At 57.8% G+C, this 22,156-nt stretch carries 24 protein-coding genes; 12 read left to right on the plus strand and 12 right to left on the minus strand.

All coding sequences use genetic code 11. From position 1 onward, the window contains the following. Positions 1–20: 20 nt before the first annotated feature. The 3 genes from rsmG to mnmE form a co-directional block, all read right to left on the minus strand. Positions 21–665: a 16S rRNA (guanine(527)-N(7))-methyltransferase RsmG gene (rsmG, locus tag AC1DNI_RS00950; protein WP_477690493.1), complete on the minus strand. Its 645-nt coding sequence runs from the start codon at positions 663–665 to the stop codon at positions 21–23. Next, positions 662–2,533 carry a tRNA uridine-5-carboxymethylaminomethyl(34) synthesis enzyme MnmG gene (mnmG, locus tag AC1DNI_RS00955; protein WP_477690494.1) on the minus strand — a complete coding sequence of 624 codons (1,872 nt, stop codon included), beginning with the start codon at positions 2,531–2,533 and terminating at the stop codon, positions 662–664. Before mnmG ends, rsmG begins: the two co-directional genes overlap by 4 nt. 139 nt (positions 2,534–2,672) lie before the next feature. Beyond that, the gene (gene mnmE, locus AC1DNI_RS00960) at positions 2,673–4,004 is read right to left on the minus strand and encodes a tRNA uridine-5-carboxymethylaminomethyl(34) synthesis GTPase MnmE (RefSeq protein ID WP_477691450.1); all 1,332 of its coding nucleotides are present in this window, start codon (positions 4,002–4,004) and stop codon (positions 2,673–2,675) included. A 69-nt stretch (positions 4,005–4,073) separates the two neighbouring features. On the opposite strand from mnmE, the gene AC1DNI_RS00965 reads away from it, so the two are divergent. Next, a complete protein-coding gene (locus AC1DNI_RS00965) occupies positions 4,074–6,080 on the plus strand; it encodes a thioredoxin domain-containing protein (RefSeq protein WP_477690495.1) in 2,007 nt (668 codons plus the stop codon). Position 6,081: 1 nt separating this feature from the next. Here AC1DNI_RS00965 and rho read toward each other — a convergent pair whose 3' ends face one another. From rho to hemE, 3 genes are all read right to left on the minus strand, one after another. Beyond that, positions 6,082–7,347 (minus strand): transcription termination factor Rho, encoded by a 1,266-nt coding sequence (gene rho / locus AC1DNI_RS00970; protein WP_027230937.1) that lies wholly within the window; start codon positions 7,345–7,347, stop codon positions 6,082–6,084. Positions 7,348–7,549: 202 nt separating this feature from the next. Continuing rightward, entirely contained in the window at positions 7,550–8,089 is a 540-nt protein-coding gene (hemJ, locus tag AC1DNI_RS00975; protein ID WP_477690496.1) for a protoporphyrinogen oxidase HemJ, read from the minus strand. A 24-nt stretch (positions 8,090–8,113) separates the two neighbouring features. Further along, on the minus strand, positions 8,114–9,145 hold the full coding sequence (hemE, locus tag AC1DNI_RS00980; protein WP_477690497.1) for a uroporphyrinogen decarboxylase: 1,032 nt from the start codon (positions 9,143–9,145) through the stop codon (positions 8,114–8,116). A 444-nt stretch (positions 9,146–9,589) separates the two neighbouring features. On the opposite strand from hemE, the gene AC1DNI_RS00985 reads away from it, so the two are divergent. The 5 genes from AC1DNI_RS00985 to dnaQ all read left to right on the plus strand — a co-directional run bounded on the left by AC1DNI_RS00985 (position 9,590) and on the right by dnaQ (position 13,215). Further along, positions 9,590–10,378, plus strand: coding sequence for a pyruvate, water dikinase regulatory protein (locus AC1DNI_RS00985; protein ID WP_477691451.1), 789 nt, complete (start codon positions 9,590–9,592; stop codon positions 10,376–10,378). A gap of 34 nt (positions 10,379–10,412) precedes the next feature. Further along, complete coding sequence (locus AC1DNI_RS00990; protein ID WP_477690498.1) at positions 10,413–11,006, plus strand: Maf-like protein; 594 nt, start codon at positions 10,413–10,415, stop codon at positions 11,004–11,006. Beyond that, entirely contained in the window at positions 10,999–11,835 is an 837-nt protein-coding gene (locus AC1DNI_RS00995) for a shikimate dehydrogenase (RefSeq protein ID WP_477690499.1), read from the plus strand. Before AC1DNI_RS00990 ends, AC1DNI_RS00995 begins: the two co-directional genes overlap by 8 nt. Continuing rightward, positions 11,832–12,419, plus strand: a complete 588-nt coding sequence (coaE, locus tag AC1DNI_RS01000; RefSeq protein ID WP_477690500.1) for a dephospho-CoA kinase — start codon at positions 11,832–11,834, stop codon at positions 12,417–12,419. The genes AC1DNI_RS00995 and coaE overlap by 4 nt, the downstream gene beginning before the upstream one ends. 85 nt (positions 12,420–12,504) lie before the next feature. Beyond that, positions 12,505–13,215, plus strand: coding sequence for a DNA polymerase III subunit epsilon (gene dnaQ / locus AC1DNI_RS01005; protein WP_477690501.1), 711 nt, complete (start codon positions 12,505–12,507; stop codon positions 13,213–13,215). 47 nt (positions 13,216–13,262) lie between these two features. Here the strand turns inward: dnaQ and secB are convergent, their stop codons facing one another. Both secB and AC1DNI_RS01015 read right to left on the minus strand, forming a co-directional pair. Further along, a complete protein-coding gene (gene secB, locus AC1DNI_RS01010; protein WP_477690502.1) occupies positions 13,263–13,769 on the minus strand; it encodes a protein-export chaperone SecB in 507 nt (168 codons plus the stop codon). 147 nt (positions 13,770–13,916) lie between these two features. After that, complete coding sequence (locus AC1DNI_RS01015) at positions 13,917–14,402, minus strand: FxsA family protein (RefSeq protein WP_477690503.1); 486 nt, start codon at positions 14,400–14,402, stop codon at positions 13,917–13,919. 178 nt (positions 14,403–14,580) lie between these two features. Between AC1DNI_RS01015 and AC1DNI_RS01020 the strand changes: the two genes are divergently transcribed. The 4 genes from AC1DNI_RS01020 to AC1DNI_RS01035 are packed head-to-tail and all read left to right on the plus strand — an operon-like array spanning position 14,581 to position 17,307. Beyond that, positions 14,581–15,276 carry a Tim44/TimA family putative adaptor protein gene (locus AC1DNI_RS01020; RefSeq protein WP_027230927.1) on the plus strand — a complete coding sequence of 232 codons (696 nt, stop codon included), beginning with the start codon at positions 14,581–14,583 and terminating at the stop codon, positions 15,274–15,276. A 20-nt stretch (positions 15,277–15,296) separates the two neighbouring features. Further along, positions 15,297–16,397, plus strand: a complete 1,101-nt coding sequence (gene mltA / locus AC1DNI_RS01025) for a murein transglycosylase A (protein WP_477690504.1) — start codon at positions 15,297–15,299, stop codon at positions 16,395–16,397. Beyond that, a complete protein-coding gene (locus AC1DNI_RS01030; protein ID WP_477690505.1) occupies positions 16,394–16,948 on the plus strand; it encodes a Smr/MutS family protein in 555 nt (184 codons plus the stop codon). Before mltA ends, AC1DNI_RS01030 begins: the two co-directional genes overlap by 4 nt. Next, complete coding sequence (locus AC1DNI_RS01035) at positions 16,945–17,307, plus strand: helix-turn-helix domain-containing protein (RefSeq protein WP_477690506.1); 363 nt, start codon at positions 16,945–16,947, stop codon at positions 17,305–17,307. Before AC1DNI_RS01030 ends, AC1DNI_RS01035 begins: the two co-directional genes overlap by 4 nt. Before the next feature lie 9 nt (positions 17,308–17,316). On the opposite strand, the gene AC1DNI_RS01040 is transcribed toward AC1DNI_RS01035, so the two are convergent. The 4 genes from AC1DNI_RS01040 to hslV form a co-directional block, all read right to left on the minus strand. After that, entirely contained in the window at positions 17,317–18,285 is a 969-nt protein-coding gene (locus AC1DNI_RS01040) for a DUF1402 family protein (protein ID WP_477690507.1), read from the minus strand. 163 nt (positions 18,286–18,448) lie between these two features. Next, on the minus strand, positions 18,449–19,756 hold the full coding sequence (gene hslU, locus AC1DNI_RS01045) for an ATP-dependent protease ATPase subunit HslU (RefSeq protein ID WP_027230922.1): 1,308 nt from the start codon (positions 19,754–19,756) through the stop codon (positions 18,449–18,451). Further along, a complete protein-coding gene (locus tag AC1DNI_RS01050; protein WP_477690508.1) occupies positions 19,753–20,289 on the minus strand; it encodes a GNAT family N-acetyltransferase in 537 nt (178 codons plus the stop codon). The genes hslU and AC1DNI_RS01050 overlap by 4 nt, the downstream gene beginning before the upstream one ends. Beyond that, positions 20,279–20,833, minus strand: coding sequence for an ATP-dependent protease subunit HslV (hslV, locus tag AC1DNI_RS01055; RefSeq protein WP_027230920.1), 555 nt, complete (start codon positions 20,831–20,833; stop codon positions 20,279–20,281). The genes AC1DNI_RS01050 and hslV overlap by 11 nt, the downstream gene beginning before the upstream one ends. A gap of 204 nt (positions 20,834–21,037) precedes the next feature. On the opposite strand from hslV, the gene hisB reads away from it, so the two are divergent. Together hisB and AC1DNI_RS01065 are read left to right on the plus strand one after the other, a co-directional pair. Continuing rightward, a complete protein-coding gene (gene hisB / locus AC1DNI_RS01060; RefSeq protein ID WP_477690509.1) occupies positions 21,038–21,646 on the plus strand; it encodes an imidazoleglycerol-phosphate dehydratase HisB in 609 nt (202 codons plus the stop codon). A gap of 14 nt (positions 21,647–21,660) precedes the next feature. Next, complete coding sequence (locus AC1DNI_RS01065) at positions 21,661–22,155, plus strand: DUF2628 domain-containing protein (RefSeq protein WP_477690510.1); 495 nt, start codon at positions 21,661–21,663, stop codon at positions 22,153–22,155. Position 22,156: the final 1 nt, after the last annotated feature.

Raw genomic sequence — 22,156 nt, forward strand, 5'->3', positions numbered from 1 at the left:
AGAGGCGGACGAATCGCGCGTCAGACGCGAGGTTCGGTTGGTCGCAGATTGCTGATCTGCAAGATGACCGAATCTTTGTCGACCGCACTTCGGTGTTCTACCAGATCGAAGACCCAATCGTCACGGGTTTCCGCGACTTCCCGCCGGTAATCCCGCCCTTTTTGAAAAAGCGCTGTTGCACCGCTTCTGAGCCACGGGCCGGTTAGAACAAATAGGTCGCTTAAAGATGCCAATGCACGAGCCGTCACAATATCCGGCGTTGCGATCTTGCTCCATACACTGTCTATCCGCGCCGCGTGAACGATCCCGGGTGCCTTGAACTGCCCGATTGCGGTCCGCAAGAACGCCGCCTTCTTGCCGTTGCTCTCAACCAGGTCAATTTTTCCGCCATGGCGTTCGTTAAGAAGAATCGCGATCACAACGCCTGGAAAGCCCCCGCCCGACCCCAGATCCAGCCACGTCTTAGCATTAGGCGCGAGATTGAATAGCTGCGCGCTATCGATAATGTGACGATCCCACAGCTGATCAAGCGTAGATGGGGAGGCGAGATTGATCGCCTTTGACCATTTGCGGAATAGGTCTTCAAACCCGACAAGATTATCCACTGTTTCACGTGAAACAGTGGATAACACTTTTCTTAGACTTGCTTCGCGCTGATCACTCACGCGACGTCTCGAGTGTCCGTTGTCACCTTCCGTATCTGGGTAATGATCAGAGCAAGGGCAGCCGGTGTCATCCCGTCAATGCGCTGGGCTTCCGCGATCGACCGAGGTTGCCGCTGTTTTAGCTTTTGCTTGAGTTCATTCGAAAGTCCCGAAGTCGTTGCAAAGTCAACGGACGCAGGAATCACGAGAGCTTCCTCTCGCTCCATTGCCGCCACGTCGGCCTTCTGGCGGTCGAGATAGACAGCGTACTGGGCTTCGATCTCCAGCGATTCGGCAATGCGCGGATTGACTTCACCAAGTTCGGGCCAAATCCGCTTGATCCGACCAAGATCAATATCCGGAAATGCCAAGAGATCGTAGGCCGACCGGCGAATGCCATCGCGGTTGAGATGAAGATCATGAGCCGCGGCGGCATTTGGTGTAATCGTCAGGCTCTGAGCAAGTTCACGCGCCGAATCGAGGTCGCGGGTCCGTGCTGCAAAGCGCGCGCGACGCGCAGCACCGAGAATGCCCAGCTTCTCAGCCACCGGCGTCAAGCGCTCGTCGGCATTGTCAGCACGAAGGGACAGCCGGAATTCTGCACGGGAGGTAAACATTCGATAGGGTTCGGTCACACCGCGGGAAGTCAGATCATCGACCATCACACCAATATAGGCTTCTGTCCGCTGCAGAATCACCGGGTCACCAGCCCCTGCCAGGCGCGCTGCGTTCAAGCCCGCTAGCAGACCCTGAGCACCAGCTTCTTCGTAACCTGTAGTACCATTGATCTGCCCTGCCAGAAACAGGCCGCCGATGCGCCGCGTCTGTAAAGCACGGTCAAGTTCGCGTGGATCGATAAAATCATATTCGATCGCATAGCCCGGCTGCAGCATTGTGGCGTGCTTAAGCCCGGGGATCGTCTTCAAGATATCGATTTGTACGTCTTCAGGTAGCGACGTCGAAATACCGTTTGGATAAACCGTGTGATCGTCCAAACCTTCTGGCTCCAGGAAAATCTGATGCCCGTCACGATCGCCGAATTTCACGATTTTGTCTTCGACTGATGGACAATAGCGCGGACCAATCCCTTCGATCGAACCAGAGTACATCGCCGAGCGATGGAGGTTCGCTCGAATGATGTCGTGGGTCTTAAGCGTCGTCCGTGTTATGCCACAATCAATCTGCGGGTTATTGATGGCGTCCGTCATCAGCGAGAAGGGCAGGGGCTCTTCATCCGCCGACTGGACGTCCAGTCCGTTCCAGTCAATGGTTCTACCGTCCAATCGTGGTGGGGTGCCCGTCTTGAGCCGACCCAACGCAAACGCGTGACGCATGAGTGTATCAGAGAGACCGAGAGCCGGCGCTTCGCCCATTCGGCCCGCCGGTATCTTCTTCTCACCGATGTGGATGAGACCGCGAAGAAAAGTTCCAGTCGTCAGCACGACGGCGCCGCAAGAGAGCACGCGGCCGTCCATGAGTTGAACACCAGTGACTTTACCGTCAGCGATAATCAGGTCATTGGCTCCGCCCTCGACCACGTCCAGATTTGGCTGCTCGGCGATGGCTTGCTGCATTGCCAGGCGGTAGAGCTTGCGGTCGGCCTGCGTTCTCGGTCCGCGCACCGCAGGGCCCTTGCGGCGGTTGAGCAATCTGAACTGAATACCTGCAGCATCCGCCACACGGCCCATCAAGCCGTCAAGAGCGTCGATCTCGCGGACAAGGTGGCCCTTACCCAAGCCGCCGATGGCGGGATTGCAGGACATAACTCCAATCGTATCAGCGCGATGTGTTACCAGCGCAGTTCTTGCGCCGAAGCGCGCGGAAGCAGCCGCAGCCTCGCAGCCGGCGTGGCCTCCACCGATGACGATGACATCATAGACGTCTTGCACGATACATTGCTTTCAGAGATTCGAAACTTCGCCTTGATGGGCAAAACTCCGTGTGGAGTCAAGTATGAGTCGCTAAACTATGTTTCACGTGAAACATCCCATCTGTGAGAGCCCCGTTCGACTCGATGTTTCACGTGAATCATTTGCCGATACAGAACTGAGAGAAGACGACATCAAGTATATCTTCAACATCGACGTGGCCCGTAATTCGTCCCAGCGCGAAGGAAGCGCGTCGCAAGAGCTCGGCCCTCACTTCGAGAGGCGCATTGTTTTGCGTGACGGCCATTTCAAGTTCGTGGCTCGTTTCCGCCAGAAGCTCGAGATGGCGTCGGCGCGTGGGTAATGGATCACTCAAATTGCCCGCAGCCTCGGCGGCGCGGTTTGCAAGGAACGCGAGCAGCATCTCAAGTCCATCATTGTCTCGTACGGAAATCACCAGGTCGCAGTCATCCCGTTTATAGGCCGGGTTCAGGTCGAACTTGGTGCCAAGGCGCAGCACGGCTGCGTTATCTATACCTTCGGGGAAGGTGGCGGCAGGATTGGAGAGGTCGACCAAAGCGACCACCAGGTCGGCGGCCGCCGCTCGTTCGCGTGCACGATGAATTCCGATGCGTTCGACTTTCCCATCCGTGTCACGCAAGCCTGCTGTGTCCGTCACGAGAACGGGAAGTCCCCCGAGGTCGAGTTTGATCTCAATCAGGTCGCGTGTTGTTCCGGGCTCGTCGGAGACGATGGCGACATCGCTTCCCGCAAGCGCATTGAGCAAGCTTGATTTGCCTGCGTTCGGCTCTCCCACTATGACCACACGGAAGCCGTCGCGAACAAGAACGCCTCGCTTGCCGTCCGCCACGTGCTTGCCAATCCGTTGGCCGAGTTCGTTAAGACTGGTCCACACCTGATCCGACACTGAGCCGGGGACGTCCGCCTCGTCGGCAAAGTCGAGTTCTGCTTCGATGAGGGCGCGCGCGCGAATGAGTTCCTGGCGCCAACCCGAGTAAAGCGCCGCTTGCGCTCCCGAGGCGATGTGCAAGGCGAGCCTCCGCTGCCCCTCGGTCTCGGCAGCAATAAGGTCCGCCAGCCCTTCGGCAACCGTCAGGTCGAATTTGCCGTTTGCATAGGCGCGTTTGGTAAACTCGCCGGCCTCGGCCATCCGACAACCCTCAAAGGAGTACAAGCAGGTAATCATTGCGTCGCCTACCGCCTTGCCGCCGTGCAAATGAAATTCCCCGCACTCTTCACCGGTAAAACTGCTCGGAGCCGGAAAATAGATAACAAGGCCTCTGTCGATAGGATTACCGTCGCCATCGACAAATGTTCTCAGCGCAGCCACGCGTGGCGCTGGCAACTTACCACAGATTGTTTCGATAACGAATCGAGTCTTTGGGCCAGACAGACGGATGACCGCCACACCGGCAGGCAGTCTGCCACTTGAGAGTGCGAATATAGTCTCGCCAGAGAAACTCTGTTTCATTTTCAACTTCCGTACTAGAATGGTCCTCAATAGCCACTCAAGGGCTTCTTCGAAAAGGCTGCAGCGAAGATGACTGAGCAACGAAACCTGCTTGGCCAGGAATCAAGCCCCTATCTGCGTCAGCATGCCACCAATCCGGTCCATTGGCGGGCGTGGGGTCCTGCTGCGCTCGCCGAGGCACAGGATGTGCAAAAGCCAATCCTGCTATCTGTGGGTTATGCCGCTTGCCACTGGTGCCACGTTATGGCCCACGAGTGTTTCGAAGACACCGAGGTGGCGACTCTGATGAACGAGCTTTTCGTCAACGTCAAGGTCGACCGCGAGGAGCGACCCGACATCGACCAGATCTATATGGCAGCGCTCGGCGCCATGGGCGAACAGGGCGGGTGGCCGCTGACGATGTTTCTGACGCCGGAAGCGAAGCCTTTCTGGGGCGGCACCTATTTTCCGAAGCATTCACGTTATGGCAAGCCCGGTTTTCTCGATGTCCTGCGTCTGATCAGCAAGGTGTGGCACGAAGACACGATACACGTCGAACAAAACGTTCAGGCTCTGGTGAATCATGTCAGCAGTCGCCTTGATGCGCGAGCCGAGCCTTCAAAGCTAGATGCAGCACTCTTTGATCAATTCGCCCGAAATGTTTACGAAATGATGGATCTCGAGAAAGGCGGCATTGCCGGTGCGCCCAAGTTTCCGAGTGCGCCGTTCATGGATACATTGTGGCTGTCTTGGCTGCGTAGGGGTGCGAAGACCCATCGCCACGCCTTTTTGACCAGCCTGCACATGATGCTGCAGGGAGGTATCTACGATCACCTGGGCGGAGGACTGTCGCGTTACTCGGTGGACGAGAACTGGCTCGCGCCACATTTCGAAAAGATGCTTTATGACAATGCACAGATGATCCGCCATGCCACCTGGGCATATGCGGCGACTGGCGAAGAATTGTTTCGTGAACGAATCGAAGAGACGGTGGCGTGGCTGGAACGTGAAATGCGTATCGATGGCAGGTTCGCTTCGAGCCTCGATGCAGATAGTGAGGGCGAAGAAGGACGCTTCTACGTATGGTCGAGCCAAGACATCCCGGACGACGCGGATTTCGAGACCTTCCGGCAAATCTACGATGTGAGCGAAGGCGGTAATTGGGAGGGTAAAAATATCCTTAACAGATTGCGAACGCCACGATTGGGCAGCGTCCAAGAAGAGGCAGACCTCGCTCGCCAACGGCGCCAGCTTTTTGAGTTACGCGAGGCGAGGCCGCGGCCTGGACGAGACGACAAGGCGCTGACCGACTGGAATGGCCTTGCCATTCGCGCTCTTGCCGAAGCTTCGGTGGTATTTGATCGCCCGGATTGGCTGGCTCTTGCGATTGAAACCTATCGTTCCGTTGCCGAATCGATGGTCGAGGATCGTCTTCCTCACTCAGTCTTGGGAAATTCGCGCCAATTTCCGGGATTGTCGTCCGACTATGCCGCCATGATGAATGCCGCGCTTTCATTGTATCAGGTAACGCATGAGCACGCCTATATCGCCGACGCTCGCCGCTGGCTTGCTGCGCTTGATAATTGGTATCAAGCTCCGGACGGAGGATATGCCCTGACCGCTTCCGATAGTGGAGACGTTATCATCCGCGTCCGCGGCGATCAGGATGAGGCCATACCAAGCGCGACCGGCCAGATCATAGAGGCCATGGCGCGCCTTGCCACGCTATCCAACGACGACCAGCTGCGCGAACGAACGGAGCGGATGACGGAAGGTGCAATCGGCCGCGTTCTGCAGCAGCGTTTCGGCCAGGCCGGGGTCCTCAACAGCGCCAGCCTGCTGCTCGAGCCCATGAAACTCGTCATCGTGACGCCAATCTTCGATCATCCGCTGGTGGAGACCGCACTGCGCTCCCCCGATCCGCGGCGAAGCGATGTCTGGATTGAATTCACCGAGGGCAAGAAGGTTGAACTCGTACCCGGTGGCGGCGACGTCACAATAGAAAAACCCGCGGCCTATCTTTGCCGCGGGTTTGTTTGCCTTGCACCTGTAACCTCTGCCGAAGCGCTGTCTGCACTGCTTCGACCGGGCAGCTAGGTTATGTATTCATCGAGTCGAAGAACTCGCCATTGGTCTTAGTCTGCTTGAGCTTGTCGATGAGGAATTCGATGGCATCGGTCGTTCCCATCGGCGCCAAAATGCGGCGCAGAACGAAGATCTTCTGGAGATCCTGGCGCGGAACGAGAAGGTCTTCCTTGCGCGTGCCGGACTTCAGAATGTCCATCGCCGGGAAAATACGCTTGTCGGCGACCTTGCGGTCGAGCACGATTTCCGAGTTGCCCGTACCCTTGAATTCTTCAAAGATCACTTCGTCCATGCGGCTACCGGTATCGATCAAGGCCGTCGCGATGATCGTCAGCGAGCCGCCCTCTTCGATATTGCGGGCCGCGCCGAAGAAGCGCTTAGGTCGCTGCAAGGCGTTGGCGTCGACACCGCCGGTCAGAACCTTACCCGATGACGGCACAACCGTGTTGTAGGCGCGGCCGAGGCGGGTGATTGAATCGAGGAGGATGACGACGTCGCGTCCGTGCTCAACCAGACGCTTGGCCTTTTCGATCACCATCTCGGCGACCTGAACGTGGCGTGAGGCCGGCTCGTCGAATGTCGATGATACAACTTCGCCCTTTACCGAACGCTGCATGTCCGTGACTTCTTCCGGACGCTCATCGATGAGAAGAACGATGAGATAACATTCGGGATGATTGGCTGTGATGGAATGGGCAATGTTCTGGAGGAGGACAGTCTTACCCGTACGCGGCGGTGCAACGATGAGACCGCGCTGGCCTTTGCCGAGCGGCGCGACGAGATCGATCACGCGCGCTGACAGATCCTTGGTGGTCGGATTTTCCAGCTCCATCTTGAAACGCTCGTTCGGATAGAGCGGCGTCAGATTGTCGAAGTGGATCTTGTGGCGGATCTTCTCGGGGTCTTCGAAATTGATCGTGTTGACCTTGAGCAGCGCAAAATAACGCTCGCCTTCCTTCGGGCCGCGAATGGGACCCTCGACCGTATCGCCGGTCTTCAGCGAAAACCGCCGTATCTGCGACGGCGAGATATAAATGTCGTCTGGACCTGGGAGGTAGTTGGCATTGGCGGACCGCATGAAGCCAAATCCGTCCTGCAAGATTTCGACGACGCCTTCGCCGATGATTTCGACTTCTTGCGAAGCCAGCTTTTTCAGTATCGCAAACATCAATTCCTGTTTGCGCATGACGCTGGCATTTTCCACCTCAAGCGACTCCGCAAAGGCGAGAAGGTCAACCGCCGTCTTGTTCTTGAGTTCTTGTAGTTTCATTTCCTGCATGTGTGGCGGAACTCTTAATTTTAATGTTGAGAAATGGGAAAGGGAAATGACGATGCCCAAACGCAGTGCCAGAAAAAAGATTTGGCTGAAGATGCTGTGGCGGTATTTCCGGAGAGGAGGCCCCTATCTAGCTAATCCAGCCAGCAAGGGCAAGTGATTTCATGATTGGTTTTGATGCTAGATTAGCAGTTTCTGTGATCAATCAAAATGGCTTTATGATGACCATGATGACGATAATGACCATGAGAAGCGTCGGAACTTCGTTCATCAGCCGCCAGAAGCGCTGAGATTTGACATTTAGGTCCTCGGCAAACAACTTTACCGACTTCGAAAAGTATCCATGAACGCCTGAAAGAATGAGAACGGCCAGAAACTTGACGTGGAACCAGCCATCCATATAGGCCGCACTCTTCCAGGCGAGCCATAGGCCCGCAACCCACGTCACCCCCATTGCAGGGTTGATAATTGCCTTAAGCAGCCTTCGTTCCATGACCTTGAAGGTCTCGGACTCGCTCGACCCCGGCTGAACCGCACAATGATAGACAAACAGGCGTGGAAGATAGAGCATCCCGGCCATCCATGAGATCACGGCGATGACGTGGACAGCCTTGACCCATAGGTAAGCATCGTCGGGATAGAAAACAACCAGGACGACCAGGCACAGCGCAACAGCCGCGACGATCGCGCGCGGAAGAAGCGGAACGTTGCTCGACTTCGTTTTGCCTGAATCGGAACTGCTCATCGCTCGAACCCCGTGATCGACATATCAGGGCCGCGGAGAAGCGAGGCGGACGCGGTTGATCATCTGCTCCACATGCGCGACCGGGGCATCCGGCGTAATGCCGTGACCGAGATTGAAGATCAGCGGGCCATGTCCCAAAGCTTCGAGAATTGCATCGACACCGTCGTCGAGCGGTTTGCCGCCGGCAACGACCCGTAAGGGATCGAGATTACCCTGAACCGGACCACTACCCTGCAAGGATGACGCCATGGAAAGCGGCACAGACCAATCGAGGCCCAGTGCCGTAACGCCAGTTCGCTCACGATAATTGGCATAGAGAGCGCCTGCGCCCTTTGGAAAGCCGATGACCGGCACTGTCGGATGAACCGCCCGAACCTTCTCCACGATCCGCGCTACCGGAGCAATGCAGAATTGCTCGAACGACGCTTCGTCGAGAACACCTGCCCAGGAATCGAAGATTTGCACGGCATCGGCGCCGGCCCCAATTTGCCTGATGAGATATTCGGCTGAGACATCGGCAAGCTCGTCCAGCAATTTCTGAAATGCATCGGGATGGCGATAGGCGAAGAGACGGGCCGGCGCCTGGTCCGGCGTACCGTGTCCGGCGATCATATAGGTCGCAACGGTCCAGGGCGCCCCGCAGAAGCCGAGCAGCGTCGTCTCGTTAGGCAGCTGCTGCCGCAGAAGCCGAACGGTCTCGTAGACCGGCTCCAGGCGATCAGCCGCCCCACCCGATTCAAGCCAGAATATTCCATCGACATCGATCGGCGTCATCAACGGACCGCGACCTTCTTCAAAACGAAGATCACGACCCAGTGCGTGCGGCACGACGAGAATATCGGAAAACAGAATTGCCGCATCAAAGCCGAACCGACGGATCGGCTGCATGGTCACTTCGACGGCAAGGTCGGGTGAATAGCAAAGGTCGAGAAAACTTCCAGCGTTCTTTCTGACCTCCCGGTATTCAGGCAGATAGCGCCCCGCCTGGCGCATCATCCAGATTGGAGGAGGGAAGACAGTCTCGCCTCCAAGGACTTTCATCACTTTGCGAACCATCGTTCTCTCCACCCTGTTCTATAAAAAAGAAATTCAGATCTATTTTGGATTTTCTGATTCTTAGAGTCTGTTTGTACTGGGAATTACCGGAATGCCAGAACTTTCCCACAGCTAACAAATTGAACGATTAGTCCGGGATAGCCAAACAGATTCTGGAAGGTTTTGTAAGGACTGTCGATTTTTTTAATATAATTCAATGGTTTATGCTGAGGGTAGCTGTGGAAATTCCTGTGAAGAAATGGCGGACAAGCATGGAGAGGTTTTGAATTTCCCCACAGTGCCGCAGCCCTGCGAAGAGACGCCCACAGGCGCGCCCGCTGTGGATGACTTGCCAAGAATTCACATGGCTGCCATCTGTTGTGGGAGGCGAGGCGTTTTATCCCCAGCCATCAACAGAGCTTGGAAATTCCTGTGACGAAACCGGTAAACTACTTCCATCTCCACATGATTTCTGATGCGACCGGAGAGACTCTCATCGCCGCTGGCCGAGCGGCCTCGGCGCAATATGCCCATGCGCGGGCGATCGAGCACATTTATCCGCTGATACGCACTGAAAAGCAGATCCGACGCGTGCTCGACAGCATCGATGCCGAACCCGGGATTGTTCTCTATACGATTATCGATCAACGCCTTGCGGCAATGATCCACGATGGCTGTGCGGCGCTTGGCGTTCCCTGCGTGTCGGTGCTGGAACCCGTTCTCGGAATTTTTCAATCTTATCTGGGCACGCCGGCGGGGCGACGCGTCGGTGCACAACATGTCCTCAACGCCGAGTATTTTCGCCGCATCGATGCGCTGAACTTCACCATGGAACACGATGACGGCCAATTGCCCCTCGATATTGAGGAAGCGGATGTTGTCCTCATCGGCATTTCCCGCACGTCGAAAACGCCGACAAGCATTTATCTCGCCAATCGCGGCATCAAGACGGTCAATGTGCCGATCGTTGTCGGCGTTCCGATACCCGACGTTCTTGTTCACTCGCAAAGGCCGCTGGTCGTGGGACTGGTCGCATCTGCCGAACGGATATCCCAGGTGCGCCAGCACCGGGTGCTCGGTGCTTCGCAGAATTTCGATGCTGAGCAGTATCTCGATCGCGCCAACATTATCGAGGAATTGACCTATGCGAGGCAGATATGTCATCGCCATAACTGGCCAATGATAGACGTATCGCGCCGCTCCATCGAAGAAACCGCAGCCGCGGTTCTTGCCCTCCGGGCAGAGGGGCGATAACGCAGGCAGCAACCAATCTTACGAGGACGACGCCATGGATATCATCCTAGCCTCCAAGAGCCCGTTCCGCGCAACGCTCTTGAAAAACGCCGGCATCAGCTTCACGGCGCAAGCAGCGAATATCGAAGAGCGCGCGGTGGAAGCGCCGCTTTACGACACCGGCGCAACACCCGAAGATGTCGCGCTTGTCCTCGCCGAAGCCAAGGCGCTCGACGTGAGTGAACGCAATCCCGGGGCCTTGGTCATCGGGTCGGATCAAACCTTGTCCCTTGGCGATGAGGTGCTGCACAAACCTGCCGACATGGATGCTGCCCGCCGGCAATTGCTCAAGCTTTCGGGCCAGACGCATCATCTGAACAGCGCTGTGGTCCTTGCGAGGGATGGAGAGACCTTGTGGCGACACGTATCTGTCGCGCGCATGACGGTGCGCGATCTCGACTCGGGCTTTATCGGGCGTTACCTCTCCCGTGCCGGCGTGATTGCCCTGCAAAGTGTCGGTGCCTATCAGATCGAAGGCGAGGGCGTGCAATTGTTCGAAAAGATTGACGGCGACTATTTCACCATTGTCGGCCTGCCCTTGCTGCCATTGCTTGTTGTGCTGCGCCGGGAAGGTGCCATCGATGGCTGACGCATTGCATGCCTTTGTTGCTGGTTATCCCATTCGCCATTCGCGCTCGCCGCTCATTCATGGCCATTGGCTGAAGATCCACGGCCTTGCGGGTTCCTACCGGGCGATTGAAGTTGCGCCTGATAATTTCGCGAACTTCGTCACCGGGATGCGGCAGGCCGGTTTGGTGGGCGGCAACATTACGCTTCCGCACAAGGAAGCAGCCTTCGCTCTCGCCGATCAGCTCGATGCCGCTGCAGAGGAGATTGGGGCGGTCAACACCCTTTGGTTCCGTGACGGCGCGCTTTGGGGCGGCAATACGGATGCCTATGGCTTTGCGGCAAATCTCGACGCTTATAGCCGGGGCTGGGACAAGGGCAGGGTCGCACTTGTTCTCGGCGCGGGCGGCGCCAGCCGCGCCATCGTCTATGCGTTGAAGCAGCGCGGCTTTAGCGACATCCGCATCATCAATCGTACCCTTGGCCGTGCGCAGGAACTTGCCGACCGATTTGGCAAAGGCGTTAGCGCTCATTCCTGGACGGCTCTGCCCGAACTGACACGGGACGCCGATCTCATCGTAAACACGACGTCGCTGGGCATGGAAGGCAAGCAGGCGCTGGAGATTGATCTTGCAAGTGCCAAACTTGACGCCCTCGTTACCGATATTGTTTACGTTCCGCTCGAAACACCGCTGCTGCATGCCGCACGCGCTTGCGGATTGAAGACCGCCGATGGGCTCGGCATGCTGCTGCATCAGGCAGTACCCGGCTTCGAACACTGGTTCGGGAAAAGGCCGGAAGTAACCGCAGAATTGCGCGACCTTGTGCTCGCGGACATGGCAAAGCGATGATCGTGCTTGGGCTAACCGGATCGATCGGCATGGGCAAATCCACCGCGGCGCAGATGTTCATGGACGCGGGAATTCCGGTACATTCGGCCGATGACGCCGTGCACAGGCTTTATTCCGGCGTCGCCGTGCCCCTGATCGAAGAAGCGTTCCCGGGGACGACGGCGGGCGGCACGGTTGATCGCACGAAGCTCTCGTCGGCCGTCGTCGGCAATCCCGAAGCGTTGAAGCGGCTCGAGGCAATCATCCACCCGCTCGTTCGCGACGAAGAAATCAGGTTTCGCGATGAGGCGAGGGAGCGCGGGGAAAAGTTGATCGTCCTCGACATTCCGCTGCTGTTCGAAACTGGCGGCGAAAAGCGCGTGGACAAGGTTCTCGTCGTTTCTGCGCCGGAAGAGGTTCAACGCCAACGCGTCCTCGATCGGCCTGGCATGACGCCGGAAAAGCTCGAAGCAATCCTGGCGCGACAAATGCCCGATGCCGAAAAGAGAAGGCGGGCGGATTTCGTCGTCGACACGCGTTACGATTTTGCTATCACGCGCGCCGCAGTCAACAAGGTCATCGCGGCGCTGATCGCTGAGGCGTGAGCCCTCGTCGTTGAAAAGGGGATACTGACAATCCGGACTTGCCCCACGCGCTGGTTTCATGGAACGTGGGCAAAAAGGTGAGTCGATGCGCGAGATCATTTTCGATACGGAAACAACCGGCCTCGACCGGCTGGAAGACCGCGTCATCGAAATTGGCGGCGTCGAACTGATCAACCGGTTTCCGACGGGCCGTACGTTCCACGTCTACATCAATCCTGAAGGCAAGGCTGTTCACGCCGATGCGCTGGCGGTTCATGGCATCAGCAACGACAAGCTGCTCGACAAGCCGCTTTTCGCCGGCATCCTGCATGACTTCCTGGATTTCATCGATGGCGCCAAGCTGATCGCGCATAACGCGATGTTCGACATCGGCTTTATCAATACCGAGCTTAATCGGCTTGGTCATCCCCCCATCCATACGGACCGGGTCGTTGATACGCTGGCGCTAGCGCGTCGCAAGCATCCGATGGGTCCAAATTCGCTAGACGCGCTCTGCCGGCGCTACGGCATCGACAACAGCCACCGCACGATGCATGGCGCGCTTCTCGATTCGCAACTGCTCGCCGAAGTCTATATCGAACTTATCGGCGGCAAACAGGCGGCACTCGGTTTGACCATCGCCGAACAGAGTGACAGCGGCCGCACGGGCGGCGAGTCTCGTGTGATCCTGATTTCGCCGCGCCCTGTGCCGCTGAAGCCGCGCCTGACCGAGGCTGAAATATCCGCCCATGCACAACTCGTCGCAAAGATCGGCGAAAAGGCTATCTGGAACGAACGCGTGGCCGTTCACCAATAAAAAACCCGGGACCAGCCCGGGTTCTTCTCAAATCAAACGTATTCGGCTCAACTGACCTTGGCCTTGGCCTGTTCCTCGGCCATGCGCTGCTGAAACATCTGCGCGAAATCGATCGGATCGATCATTAGTGGCGGGAAACCGCCGTTGCGGGTGGCTTCCGCAATGATCTGGCGCGCGAACGGGAAGAGAAGGCGTGGGCATTCGATGAAGAGCAGGGGCAGCAAATGCTCCTGCGGGAAACCAACGAGACGGAAGACGCCGCCATAGACGAGTTCGGCATTGAAGAGGACTTCCTTGCCTTCACCGGCCTTGGCCGAAAGTGTCAGAACGACGTCAAAGTCATTCTCGGCAATCGGGTTGGCATTGACGTTCACGTTGATGCTGATCCCGGGGGCCTTGTCGCGCGGACGCAGCGAAAGCGGAGCGCCCGGGCTCTCGAACGAAAGGTCCTTTACATATTGGGCCAGAATGTTCAGCGTCTGCTGCTGGCCCGAACCATTCCCATTGGTCACTTCGTTGCCGTTTTCGGCATTCTCGTCAGGCTTTTGAGCCATTGTCTGGAAACCTTCTTTTGTTGCGTCCGCTTCGGCGGTTATCGATTTGGATGTGGCTCGCTAGCATGTGTGCCTTAACGAGGCAAGCCGCGACCTCTAATCCTATAGTTCCAGCAGCCGAAGCCCAGAGCCGTAAAACTCTCTGCCTCAAGGTTTCGGGTTCCACGGCGAATCTGGGTCCGGCTTTCTTGAAAAGTCCTCCGGATTAAGATCGATCACCCTGTCCCTCGGACTTGGGGCATCCGAACGCGGCGACCGGCGCATACCGGGCTTGACGACGACGATGCGGTCCTTGACCAGCCGCCAGCCGACATCCCGCACTGCCGGAATGAACAGAAGCAGGCCAATGATATCGGTAATGAACCCGGGAACGATCAGGAGGAAGGCCGCGACGATCAACATGACACCGTGAACGAGTTCGCGCCCGGGTGTGCGACCGGCTGCCGTCTCGGACCGAATACGCTGGATGAGGCCGAAGCCCTGGACACGCAGAAGGAAGACGCCGAGAAAGATCGACAGGATCACGAGGCTCAGCGTCGCTAGCACGCCGATCTTGCTGCCAACGATGACAAATCCTGCAATCTCCAGGAACGGCAGGGCGAGCAGGAGCAGGGGAACGAAAAGCGATCGCAAAACTAATTTACCTTTCAAAGGACATATGGGGATATTATCCATTCCCCGCGTCGATTTCATGCCTATATAGGCAAGCAAGATGAGCATTTGTATGATTGCCATTGGCAATCTATATGAATTTGGTATTTCGGCAGAAGATCGAAGACCCTAACGAACGCTGGGATGAGTGGCAGGCGACATGGAATATCTGGACTTTGGAACGATTTTCTTCTTCGTGGCGGCGGTGGTAATCTTCCTCCAGCTGCGCAAGGTCCTTGGCCGGCGGACCGGCAACGAGCGCCCTCCGTTCAATCCCTACACCCGCACGGCCGAGGTCGATGACAAGTCCAAGCCGAGCGACAATGTGGTTTCGCTGCCGCGTCGCGGCGAAGTGAAGGAAAGCAGCTTCGAAAAGGTCGATGCTGTTGCCAAGCCGGGTACGCCGCTCAATGACGGATTGCGGGCGATTCAGAATGCCGATCCGACATTCGAGCCGGCAAAATTCCTCGACGGGTCGAAGATGGCCTATGAAATGATCGTCATGTCCTTTGCTGATGGCGACCGCAAGACGTTGAAGTCGCTCCTGTCACGCGAAGTGTTCGACGGTTTCGTCGCCGCCATAGCCGATCGGGAGTCGCGCGGCGAAAAGGTTCAGTCGTCCTTCGTTGGCATCAACAAGGCCGATATTATCGGCGCCGAGATGAAGGGCACGGAATCGCACGTCACTGTGCGCATTGTCAGCGAACTGATCTCCGCAACGCTCGACAAGAACGGTACGGTCATCGACGGCGACAAGGAAGCGGTTGCCGAGGTGAAGGATGTCTGGACGTTCGCCCGCGACACGCGTTCGAAGGACCCGAACTGGAAGCTCGTGGCGACCGAAGCGGAAGACTAATCAGCGATTGAGATAAAGCCATGCTGTCGCCCCTGTTCAAGCCGGTGGATTTTACAGATTGCCCCGGTTGGCAAGACGATCACCATCTTCCCGCTTTCGAGGCCTTCCGGCGCTCCGCGCAGCATGTACTGGAAAAACCCTATAGGAGCGGCTCCCTTGGGATCAGTTTTGAGGCGCTTGCGCCGATTTTTGCTGATTCACGTGAAACATCGGTAGAAACCGACGCGGCAGCGCGGCAGTTCTTCGAGCGCTGGTTCAGGCCGGCCCTGGTCCGGCCGGCGGATGCCGAAGATGGATTTGTAACGGGCTTCTACGAGCCAGAGGTAGCGGCGTCGCCCGTACGCACCGATCGTTTCACTGTCCCATTTCTCGGCCGCCCGGCCGATCTCGTCGATGTCAATGACAGCAATCGACCGCAAGGCTTCGATCCCTATTTCGCCTTTGCGCGAAAAACGCCCGAAGGCTTGACCGAATACTTCGACCGACCGGCAATCGAGAAGGGTGCGCTCGCCGGCCAGGGTCTAGAAATCGCCTTTGTCGAAAGCCCGGTTGACGCCTTCTTCATTCACGTACAGGGCGCGGCTCGCCTCAACATGACCGATGGCCGCCTCCGGCGGATCACCTATGCTGCGAAAACCGGGCACAGGTTTACCGGTATCGGCAGGATTCTCCTCGAAAGCGGAGAAGTTCCGCCTGAAAAAATGTCGATGCAGGCAATCCGCGCCTGGCTGGCGGCAAATCCGGACAAGGCCCAGGCGCTTATGTGGAACAATCGCTCCTACATCTTTTTCCGCGAGGCGGATGTCGAAGATGAAACGCTTGGACCTGTCGCCGCAGCCAAAGTGCCGTTGACCAATGGTCGCTCGCTCGCCGTCGACCGCTTGCTGCATACATTTGGCACGCCGTTCTATATAAATGCGCCGGACTTGAAGGCGTTTGGCGGCGACGGCTTTGCCCGTTTGATGATTGCGCAGGACACCGGCTCGGCAATTGTCGGCCCGGCCCGCGGCGATCTTTTTGCCGGATCGGGCGACGCGGCCGGCGAAATCGCCGGCGGCATCCGCAACCGTGCCGATTTTTATGCGCTGGTGCCCCGTTCGCTGCTGGTCGGGGCGCGATGAGGAAGCGGCCGCAGGATGGATTTGCCACGCTTGAAGACCGGATCCTCTGGGAGACGGTGGCAAAGACCGCACGGCCGTTGAAGGGCAAGACCAAGCCGCTCTTTCTCAGCGACGATCCAGAGAAGGAAGCCAAGGTCCATCCGTCCGCGCCGGAGAATACAAAGCCGATGGCCCTCGGCCCTACTGCTCCAAAAGCCCCGCCGCCGCATCGTCTGCATCCGATCGACCGTCCGACGCACAAGAAGATCGCGCGCGGGCGCGTCGACATAGAGGCGAGGATCGATCTCCATGGCCTGACGCAAAGCGAGGCATATGGGCTGCTGCTCGGATTTCTGCAACGGGCGCATTTGCGCAAGCTGCGCTACGTGCTGGTCATTACCGGCAAGGGTTCTTCATTCGGAAGCGACGGCGTGCTGAAGCAGGCTGTGCCACTATGGTTTGCGACGCCGTCGTTCCGCCCGCTGGTCAATGGCTATGAGGACGCGGCCCGTAACCATGGCGGCAGCGGCGCTATCTATGTGCGCATGCGCCGCCTGAGCGATGCGCCATGACACCGTTCGGGAAAAAACTTCGCGATCTCCGGAGCGAGCGGGGAATCTCGCAAAAGGAAATGGCCAAGGCAATCGGCGTCTCGGCTGCCTACCTTTCGGCGCTCGAGCACGGCAATCGTGGTCAACCGACCTGGGACAAGCTGCAGCGCATCATCCAGTACTTCAACATCATCTGGGACGAGGCGGAGGAATTGCAGCGGCTCGCGATGATTTCGGACCCGCGCGTCACCATCGATACCGGTGGACTCTCGCCGGCAGCGACAGAACTTGCCAACCTGCTGGTGATCACCATTGCCGACATGGACGATGCGACCGCCCGCGAACTGATCGAGCGGTTGAAAACCGTGCCGAAGCGTTGAACCTGTGGCCTAGAACAATGCCCGCAGCTGGTCGATCTTCTCATTCACCAGCCAGCCATAGTAATTTTCGGCCGGAAACTCCGGCGCCTGGCCATTGGCGATACGCGCGGCGTTGGCGTCGGCCAGCGCGCGGGCGCGTGCATCGGCACCGCCTGTATTGTACAGCGTCGCGGTGACGCCGGGATTCTTGGAAATGTCGAAATCGGCAACGCGCCGGTAGACTTCGATGGAGTGCTTCAGCGTTGCCGCCATGTAGGGCAACGTCAGATCGGGGTCCATGATGGTCTTGTAAACCTCGGCCGCGTGGTCGGCATCGAGCTTGGGCAGGCCCGAATACCGATTGACCATATCCGTCATCTGCAGTGCGACCAGCGGGCTGAGCTGCCCGAGGCCGAAACTCTGGCCGGCATAGAAGGGTTGGAAGAACACAGTGCTGAAACGGTTGTCGGGGAAGCGCTTGCCGCCGACCGTCTTGCCACGAAAATCATGGTCCCAAACGTCCTCCCGGCAGGTCCACAAACGCAAGCTGTCCTTGAACTGCGCGCATTCCGAAAATTGCGGGCGCTTGACGAAAGTCCCGATGGTCTCGCCTTGATAGTCGAATGCGAGGCCCTGCTGCACGTAGGAAATCGCCTTGACGTAGTAGGTTTGCAGGCGGTCATAGGCATCGACATTATAGGTATGCTCGCCGATCAACGCGCCGGCAATATGGACCGGATCGATGCCATAGGTCCGGGCAACGCTGGCGATTTTCGAGCGCAGTTTGGAGTCCGTTTTCAGAAGATTGTAGATCTTCTGGTACTTGGCTTCGTAGGTCGTGTTGAGATCGCGGGTGCGTTTTGCCGACGCAGCCGGAACGCCAGGCTGGCTCGCATTGCGATTTCCTTCCGGAACGACTGTCACGGCTGTCGCCGTCGGCACGGCCGCAAAAAGCGCGAGCGCGAGGCTCGTCGTGAGGCAGATCAGGTGGGTTCTCATAGCGGTCCAGATTTCCGTCGGGCGTTCCAAATAGCCTCTTGCTCACGCGAAAGCCAGAAAAACCTCATCGTCAGCGCTTGCCCCAAAAGAAAAATGCCTCCCCTTCTGGCAGGGAGGCATTGATTCGGATTGCAAAATGCGCCGCTGTCGCACTTGCAGGAAACTAGAGAATGAAGCGCGAAAGATCGCTATTCTTGGCAAGGTCGCCGACGGTCTCGCGGACATATTTGGCGTCGATCGTGTGTTCGGTCCCGGCTTTGTCCGGAGCAGAGAACGAAATCTCGTCAAGGACACGCTCCATGACGGTCTGCAGCCGCCGCGCCCCGATGTTCTCCACGGTAGAATTGAGGTCCACCGCGATATCTGCGAGCGCGTCGATGGCATCGTCCGTAATGTTGAGCGTCACGCCTTCCGTTTCCATCAATGCGATATACTGTTTCAGGAGGCTAGCCTCCGGCTCGGTCAGGATCTGGCGCATGTCATCGCGCGAAAGCGCGCTGAGCTCCACCCGGATCGGCAGACGTCCCTGCAATTCCGGCAAGAGGTCCGAGGGCTTTGCGACATGGAAAGCGCCCGAGGCGATGAACAGGATATGGTCGGTCTTGATCGGCCCATATTTGGTCGCAACAGTCGTGCCCTCGACGAGCGGCAGCAGGTCGCGCTGGACGCCTTCGCGGGAAACGCCCGCCCCGACGCCGCCGTCTCGCGCGGCGATCTTGTCGATCTCGTCGAGGAAGACGATACCGTCATCCTCTGCCGAACGCATGGCTTCCTTGGTGATCTGTTCCTGGTCGAGCAGTTTATCCGACTCGTCATTGATCAGAACGCCGTAGGAATCCTTGACCGTGGTCTTCACTGTCTTGGTTCGACCGCCCATGGCCTTGCCGAGCATGTCGCTGAGGTTGAGCACGCCGATATTGGCGCCGGGCATTCCAGGCAATTCAAAATTCGGCATGCCTGAGCCGGTTTCCGCGACCTCGACCTCGATTTCCTTGTCATCGATCAGGCCGTCGCGCAGCTTCTTGCGGAAGGAGTCGCGCGTTGCCGGGCTGGCCGTCTTGCCAACAAGGGCATCAAGGACACGCTCTTCGGCGTTGACGTGAGCGCGAGCCTTCACTTCTTCGCGCTTCTTCTCACGCACAAGGCCGATTGCGACCTCGACGAGATCACGGATGATCTGTTCGACGTCGCGGCCGACATAGCCGACTTCGGTGAATTTCGTGGCCTCGACCTTGATGAACGGTGCGCCGGCGAGCTTGGCAAGACGGCGCGAGATTTCGGTTTTGCCGACGCCTGTCGGTCCGATCATCAGGATGTTCTTGGGCATGACTTCTTCGCGCATCTGGCCCTCCAGCTGCTGGCGGCGCCAGCGGTTGCGCAGGGCGATGGCAACGGCGCGTTTTGCGTCCTTCTGGCCGATGATGTAGCGATCGAGCTCAGAGACGATTTCACGGGGAGAAAATGTTGTCATTGTATTCTCGTTTCATCTGAAGAAAGTTCAGGATTGTCGCGCGCCATCATGACGGCGGGACCATAGATGGTTGTGCGGGTGTCGAAAGCGATAAAGCCTGCTTTCTTGTAAGCTTTGACCGCGTGGGCGTTGGCCGGATCGGGATCGACGATTACCCGGGGCACGCCCTCTTCGAAAAGAAGCGATACGAATTCGTCGAGGAGCCTCGGCCCGTGGCCCTGCCCGATCAGGTCGGGCTCGCCGATGAACTGGTCGAGACCGAGCGTTCCCGTCGGCTGATCCTGGTAGGGATGATCGTCCTCCAGATGCGGATCATAGGTCTGCAGATAGCCGATCGCTTCGTCGCCAAGCATGATGATGAAGGGTTCGACCGAAACGCTGTCCATGCTTTCCATGATCAAGGCCATTTCTTCATCGGGGCTCTTGCCCCACCACTTCGCCACATGCGGTTCGCCCAGCCACTCCATGATCATGTTGAGGTGGCGCGGCTCAACCGGAATGAAGCGGTAGTGATAGTGTGGCTCATTCGGCATCGAGACTCTCGAGGGTAACGCTCGTATTGGTGAAAACGCAGATATCCGCGGCGATCTGCATGGCCTTGCGGGCAATTTCCTCCGCGCCAAGATCGGTGTCGGCAAGCGCACGCGCTGCTGCAAGGGCGTAATTGCCGCCTGACCCGATCGCCATGACGCCGAATTCCGGCTCCAGCACATCGCCTGTTCCTGTGAGAGCGAGCGTTACCGATTTGTCCGCGACAAGCATCATCGCCTCAAGGCGGCGCAGATAGCGGTCGGTTCGCCAGTCTTTGGCGAGCTCGACGCAGGCGCGCATCAGCTGGTCGGGATATTGTTCAAGCTTGCTCTCAAGCCGTTCGAGCAGGGTAAAGGCGTCTGCGGTGGCGCCGGCAAATCCGGCGATGACATTGCCCTTACCGATGCGGCGCACCTTGCGTGCATTGCCCTTCATGACCGTGTTGCCGAGGCTGACCTGTCCGTCACCGGCAATGACGACCTTGCCGTTCTTGCGAACCGTAACGATGGTCGTGCCATACATGGTGGAGGGATTGTGTTCTTGCATTGGGTTCTCCTTCAAGCAGGTCCGATTATGCTCCAATTGGCAGCAGATCGAACCCCTTCTGTGCCACTTATGTATGACGCGGCCGCCGAAATGCAAATGCTGCCGGAATTAGCGCCATCAAAGCATTTGGAGATTCGCCGCCCATGTTCTAGAAGGCCACAATTGAAAGCCAGCTTGCGGATCCATGTAGCGGGAAAACAGTAGATGAGCAGCTCTAACAAACGCACGGCAAAGATCGAGCGGACCACCAAGGAAACCTCGATTGCCGTATCGGTTAATCTGGACGGTACCGGCACGTTCAACGTGGCAACGGGCGTCGGTTTCTTTGATCACATGCTGGAACAGCTCTCGCGCCATTCTCTGATCGACATGGACATCAAGGCGAATGGCGATCTTCACATCGACGATCACCACACCGTGGAAGATACGGGCATTGCCATCGGCCAGGCGATCGCCAAGGCCCTCGGCGACCGGCGCGGCATCAATCGCTATGCCTCGCTCGACCTTGCCATGGATGAGACGCTGACCAGAGCGGCGCTTGACGTTTCGGGCAGGCCGTTTCTCGTGTGGCAAGTCGAGTTCTCGGCACCGAAAATCGGCACATTCGATACTGAGCTTGTTCGCGAGTTCTTCCAGGCCCTGTCGCAGAATGCCGGCATCACCTTGCACGTAACGAACCTTTACGGTGCCAACAACCATCATATCGCCGAAACCTGTTTCAAGGCGGTGGCACGAACGTTACGTAACGCGATCGAGACCGATCCCAGGCAGAAGGACGCGATCCCTTCCACCAAGGGTACGCTCAACGGCTAGCGGAGGTTTGGGTCATGGCGAGCTTCCTGGTATTGACACCGCGACCAGACAATGGCGGGCGCAATGAGGACAAGACTGTCTTCATCCGCGACGGCTTTGCGTTTCTCGCGCTCCTTCTGCCTTTTGTCTGGCTGCTCTTTCACAGATTATGGTTCGAGGCGGCCATGGTGCTTGCGGTCGGTGTCGCGATTTCCGCGGTCGGCAGCTATACGGGCCACGATGGAGCTGCCGTGCTGATCGGATTTCTGGTATCGCTGCTTGTTGGGCTGGAGGCGAACCATTGGCGCGCGGCCGCTCTTGAGCGTCGCGGCTTCGAACTTGCCGGCGTCGTCGATGCGCACAACGCAAGCGACGCCGAAACGATCTGGTTTCTCGGAACAGAGCGTTTCCGTCCGGTCCCGGCTAAAAATCCCCTCCCGACCTCCGATACGCCGAGTTTCGCGGCGACGCCGCGTCCGGCACCGCTCGGCGGAATGGTCGGGCTCGTCAGCCATCGCGGAGAAAATTGAG

Source organism: Phyllobacterium sp. 01N428 (assembly GCF_056399405.1).